This is a genomic window from Pseudomonas sp. PS01270, from assembly GCF_029959775.1.
Classification (GTDB): Bacteria; Pseudomonadota; Gammaproteobacteria; order Pseudomonadales; family Pseudomonadaceae; genus Aquipseudomonas; species Aquipseudomonas atacamensis.
Genome location: NZ_JASCPT010000210.1, coordinates 1 through 5,257 on the forward strand (window position 1 = coordinate 1; position 5,257 = coordinate 5,257).

The following is a 5,257-nucleotide window of genomic DNA, read 5'->3' on the forward strand; positions in this document are numbered from 1 at the left end:
CGCGAAAGCTATCTGTCAGTCAATATGGAGCTGACTGACACGATGCCTTCGCGAGCAGGCTCGCTCCCACAGGAGATCCGATTTCAATTTGAAATCAGCACTTGACCATTCAGCTGGATGATAAGCATTATCATTCGCTCGAAATGGATCAGGTCCTCCCGTGAGTCAATCGCGCTTCAACCACGTCTTCCTCGCCCAGCGCACTTCCCTGCTGCGCACGCTGGAACGGATGGTCAACAATCACAGCACCGCTGAAGACCTGTTGCAGGAGACCTACCTGCGCGTGACCCGGGCGTTGAGCGAACGGGCCATCGATCACCTTGAACCCTTTGTCTTCCAGACCGCGCGCAATCTGGCGCTGGATCATTTGCGCGCGCGCAAGATTCATGCGCGGACCATGGTCGACGATGTACCTCAAGAGGTAGTGCAGAGCGTCGCCGCGCCGGCCAGCAGCGCCGAAGACGCCGCCCATGCCGAACAATTGCTGGAGCGTTTGAACGTGAGCCTCAGCCAACTCAGCCCGCGCCAGCAGCAGATCTTCATCCTCAGCCGTTTGCACGGGCACAGCTATCAGGAAATCGCTGATGAACTTGATGTTTCGCTGAGCACCGTGCAGAAGGAACTGAAACTGATCATGTCGATCTGCATCGGCATTGCCGAACGACATAACGGCAGCGGCAAGTTTTGAGCTGCAAGCTACAAGTAAAAACAAAAAGCAGTATTGCATCCGGCTTGCAGCTTGCAGCTTGCAGCTTGCAGCTTGAAGCTAGAAACTGCTTCGCCAGAAGCCCTGAGGAACCACCGTGACGGACACCCACCGCTCGCCTTCGCCCGATTCGGCGCGGGACGCTGCAGCTGCAATGGACCAGGCGCTGGACTGGCTCATCGTGCTCGGCAGCCCGGATGAGGAACAGACCCGGCAATTTCATGCCTGGCTGGCGGCTGATCCGTTGAATGCCGAGGCGTTCGCCAAGGCCCAGGCGATCTGGGACGGCCCGCAAGTCGCACTGTGCGCCGAGGCTCTGGCAGCAAAACCGGTAAAAATCACTTTTCTCAAACGCTTGCGCCCGCACTGGAAACCGCTGGCTACCGCTGCGGTGCTGATCCTCGGGCTGTTCAGTTTCAGCAACCTGCCGATGCGCATTCAAGCGGATCACCTCACCGTGGTTGGCGAGCGTCAGCGGCTGCAACTGGAGGACGGCTCGAAGGTCCTGCTCAATACCAACTCGGCGTTTTCCAGCACCATCAACGATCAACAGCGCGTGGCCCGGCTGTTTCAGGGCGAGGCGTTTTTCGAGATCGCCAGCGGGCGCAATCAGCCGCTGGAGATCGACGCAGGTCCGGTAACGGCCAGCGTCCACGACACCGCATTCGCCGTGCGCTACCTCGACGGGGTCGCGCAAGTGAATGTGCAACGTGGCGATGTCGATCTGCGCGCCACCCACAACGATGCCCGGGTGCGCCTGCGCGCCGGGGAAAGCATTCGCATCGGCCCCAACGGATTTGATCGCCCGGCCAAGCTCGACGCCAATGCCGATCTGGCCTGGGTTGAAGGCCGTCTGGTGTTCGAGAACTGCCCGCTGAATCAGGTGCTGGCCGAGCTGCGCCGCTACTATCCGGGCTGGATCATCAACAACAACGAGCAACTGGCCGACGTCGCCGTCACCGGCAATTACCGTCTCGACCAGCCGCTCGACGTGGTCCGCTCCCTCGCCCACATCACCTCGGCGCGCCTGCAGGAATTCCCTGCGCTGGTGATTCTGAACTGAATGAGAATTATTTTTACTCGATAGCCAATGGCAGTACGTCTCGTTATAGCCAATGCAATTGATTCGCATCTAACCATGCCGATCAGCACCTATAAAGATTCGTGCGACACGGAGCGCTATCGATGTCCTCACGCCTTACCCGCCAGACTGCTTCCCCTTCCCGCGTACTGTCGCTGCTGACTGCGGCCATCCTCATGGCTGGCACCGCACCGCTGCTGGCGGCCGCCGAGCAACCGACGCGCAACATGGGCGATTACGCGTTCGCCATCGGCCAGCAACCACTGGTTTCGGCATTGAATGCCTTTACCGCCGTGACCGGTTGGCAGGTCGGTTTGCCGGCCGAGTTGGGGCAGAACGTGTCGTCGCCGGGCGTGCGCGGTTCGCTGCCGCCGGAGAAAGCCCTCGAGCGCCTGTTGGTGGGGACCAACCTGAGCTTTCGCAAGCTGAGCAACAACAATGTCGTGCTGGAAAAACGCAACAGCAGCGGCACGCTCAATCTCGATCAGGTGACCATCAGCGCCACTCGCCAGGAACAGTCGGTCAACAGCGTGCCCTCAACGGTCAGCGTGCATGATCGCCAAGCGCTTGACCGCAACAACGTCAACACCATCAAGGATCTGGTGCGCTACGAACCGGGCGTTTCCGTTGGCGGTGCCGGTCAGCGTGGCGGCATCAGCGGCTACAACATTCGCGGTATCGACGGCGACCGCATCCTGACTCAAGTCGATGGCGTGGAGATCCCTAACGGTTTCTTCAACGGCCCGTATGCCAAGAGCCAGCGCAACTACGTCGACCCGGAAATCGTCAAACGCGTGGAAATCCTCCGTGGCCCGGCCTCGGTGCTGTACGGCAGCAACGCCATCGGCGGCGCGGTCAGCTATTACACGCTGGACGCCGACGACATCATCAAACCGGGCAAGGACGTCGGCGCGCGTCTGAAAAGCGGTTACAGCTCCGCTGATGACAGCTGGCTGAAGTCCGCCACCGTCGCCGGGCGCAGCGGTGAGTTCGACGGCTTGCTGCATTACAGCCAGCGCGACGGACACGAAACCGAGTCCTTCGGCGGCAACAACGGCACCGGCCTTGCGCGCACCGCCGCCAACCCGGAAGACGTGCGCGCGACCAACGTCCTGGCCAAGCTCGGCTGGAACTACAACGACGATTCCCGCCTGGGCCTGACCTACGAAAAGTACAAGGACGATCGCGACACCGACCAGAAAAGTGCCTACGGCGGCCCGTACGTCAACGGCGCGCCGACCATTCCGAGCAGCATCCTGCCCGGCGGCATGTACCAGTGGCGCACCGGTAACGACACCATCACCCGCGAGCGTTTCGGCATCGAACACGCGTTCGCCCTCGACAGTCTGCTCGCCGATAACGTCAAGTGGAGCCTCAATCACCAGATCGCCAAGACCGACCAGAGCACCGAGGAGTTGTACTACCCGATCACTCGTAAAGTGCTGCGTACCCGCGACACGATCTACGAAGAAAAACAGTGGGTTTTCGATGCCCAACTGGACAAGGCTTTCGCCATCGGTGACACCGATCACCTGCTGACTTACGGCACCACGATCAAACAGCAGAAAGTCACCGGTTCACGCAGCGGCGACGGCACCTGCGTGGCCGTCGGTCGCGGCTGCACGGCGATTGGCGCGACCAGTGCGGCGGACGTGCTGGCCAAGGCCTCTGATTTCCCCGATCCGACCATCAACACCTACAGCCTGTTCGCCCAGGATCAGATCAGCTGGAACGACTGGACCTTCCTGCCGGGCCTGCGCTACGACTACACCCAGCTCAAGCCGCACATCACCGAGGAATTCCTCAACACCGTGAATGCCGACGGCCAGGGCACGGTCAGCGACAAGAACAAGACCTGGCACAAAGTCTCGCCAAAATTCGGCCTGACCTATGCACTGACGGACAACTACACCTGGTACGGCCAGTACGCCGAAGGCTTCCGCACGCCGACGGCGAAAGCCCTGTACGGGCGTTTCGAGAACAACACCACCGGCTACACCGTGGCGCCCAACTCCGACCTCGAGCCGGAAAAGAGCAAAGGTTTCGAAACCGGCCTGCGCGGGAATTTCGAGCAGGGTTCGTTCGACGTCGCGGTGTTTTATAACAAGTACCGCGACTTCATCAACGAGGACGCGGTCAAGCCGGGCGACGATCAGTTGACCTTCCAGAGCAACAACATCAAGCGCGCCACGATCAAGGGTGCGGAAGTCAAAGGTCGCTTGAACCTGGATGCGTTCGGCGCGCCGCAAGGCCTGTATACCCAAGGCTCGATCGCCTACGCCTACGGGCGCAACAACGACAGCGGCGAGCCGATCAACAGCGTCAACCCGCTCACCGGCGTGTTCGGTCTCGGTTACGACCAGGACAACTATGGCGGTCTGCTGAGCTGGACCGTGGTGAAGAAAAAGGACCGCGTCGACGACAGCAATTTCAAATCGCCGGACGGCGTCAGCAGTCAGTTCAAGACCCCGGGCTTCGGCATTCTCGATCTGGCCGGCTATTACAAGGTGACCGACGACGTCACCGTCAGCGGCGGCGTCTACAACCTGACCGACAAGAAGTACTGGCTGTGGGATGACGTGCGCGGTTACGACAGCGTCGGCGAAGCGTCGGTGACGCAACCGGCCAACCTTGATCGGCTGACCCAACCGGGACGCAACTTCGCGATCAACCTGATCTGGGACATCTGATCCCGCCGGCCCTCACTGCGCGTGTTCTCGCCGCGCAGTGAGGTTTTTTTACTGTCCGCCGCCCGCCCGTACGTCTTGTTATCAAGCGCCTCATTTATCAAGGACACCCCATGACTGCCTCGGAAAAAACCCTGCGTTCGCAACGCCTGAACCAGATCACCCATGAGCCGCACAGCAAACTCGATGCCCTGGTCAAAGCCCACGCACCATTCGAAACCCGCGCCAGCTTCGCCCGTTTCGTCGTCGCGCAATACCTGTTCCAGGCGGAACTGGTCGAGCTGTACAACGATGCCGAACTGACCGCGATCGTCCCGGATCTGCCAGCCCGTTGCCGCGCCCAAGCGGCCAAGGCTGACCTCGCCGACCTCGACACCGAAGTCCCGGCGCCGGTGGCCGGCGCGCTTAAAAACCCGAGCAAGGCGCGGGCGCTGGGCTGGATCTTTGTTTCCGAGGGTTCCAAGCTCGGCGCGGCGTTCCTGATCAAGCGCGCGGTGGCGCTGGAGTTGAGCGAAACCTTCGGTGCCCGGCATCTGGCTGAACCGCAAGGTGGTCGCGCCGAGGGCTGGAAAAGCTTTGTGCGCACCCTCGATGCGTTGCCGTTCACGGCAGAGGAAGAGGCGGAAGTTGAGCAAGGTGCACTGGATGCGTTCAATCGCTTTACCGTGCTGCTGGAACGGGCTTATGCCATAGAAGCCGAAGTGGCCTGAAGCAACTCTTATCACTTGTGGGAGCGAGCCTGCTCGCGAAGACGGCAGCACATTCAACATCAATGTGCCTGAT

General features: G+C 60.8%; 4 protein-coding genes. All 4 read left to right on the forward strand.

Translation table 11 applies throughout. The features are described from left to right. The first annotated feature begins 160 nt into the window (after window positions 1–160). The 4 genes from QMX86_RS27205 to QMX86_RS27220 all read left to right on the forward strand — a co-directional run bounded on the left by QMX86_RS27205 (window position 161) and on the right by QMX86_RS27220 (window position 5,184). On the forward strand, window positions 161–688 hold the full coding sequence (locus QMX86_RS27205; protein WP_282387498.1) for an RNA polymerase sigma factor: 528 nt from the start codon (window positions 161–163) through the stop codon (window positions 686–688). A 115-nt stretch (window positions 689–803) separates the two neighbouring features. Next, window positions 804–1,769, forward strand: a complete 966-nt coding sequence (locus tag QMX86_RS27210) for a FecR domain-containing protein (protein ID WP_024014066.1) — start codon at window positions 804–806, stop codon at window positions 1,767–1,769. A 122-nt stretch (window positions 1,770–1,891) separates the two neighbouring features. Next, window positions 1,892–4,477, forward strand: a complete 2,586-nt coding sequence (locus QMX86_RS27215; protein WP_282387499.1) for a TonB-dependent receptor — start codon at window positions 1,892–1,894, stop codon at window positions 4,475–4,477. Window positions 4,478–4,587: 110 nt separating this feature from the next. Continuing rightward, window positions 4,588–5,184, forward strand: coding sequence for a biliverdin-producing heme oxygenase (locus QMX86_RS27220; RefSeq protein WP_282387501.1), 597 nt, complete (start codon window positions 4,588–4,590; stop codon window positions 5,182–5,184). The last annotated feature ends 73 nt before the right edge of the window (window positions 5,185–5,257 follow it).

Excerpts from the sequence above, each read along its gene's own strand:
- QMX86_RS27220 (WP_282387501.1), top strand. The coding sequence starts at position 4,588 with ATGACTGCCTCGGAAAAAACCCTGCGTTCGCAACGCCTGAACCAGATC.
- QMX86_RS27215 (WP_282387499.1), top strand. The coding sequence starts at position 1,892 with ATGTCCTCACGCCTTACCCGCCAGACTGCTTCCCCTTCCCGCGTACTG.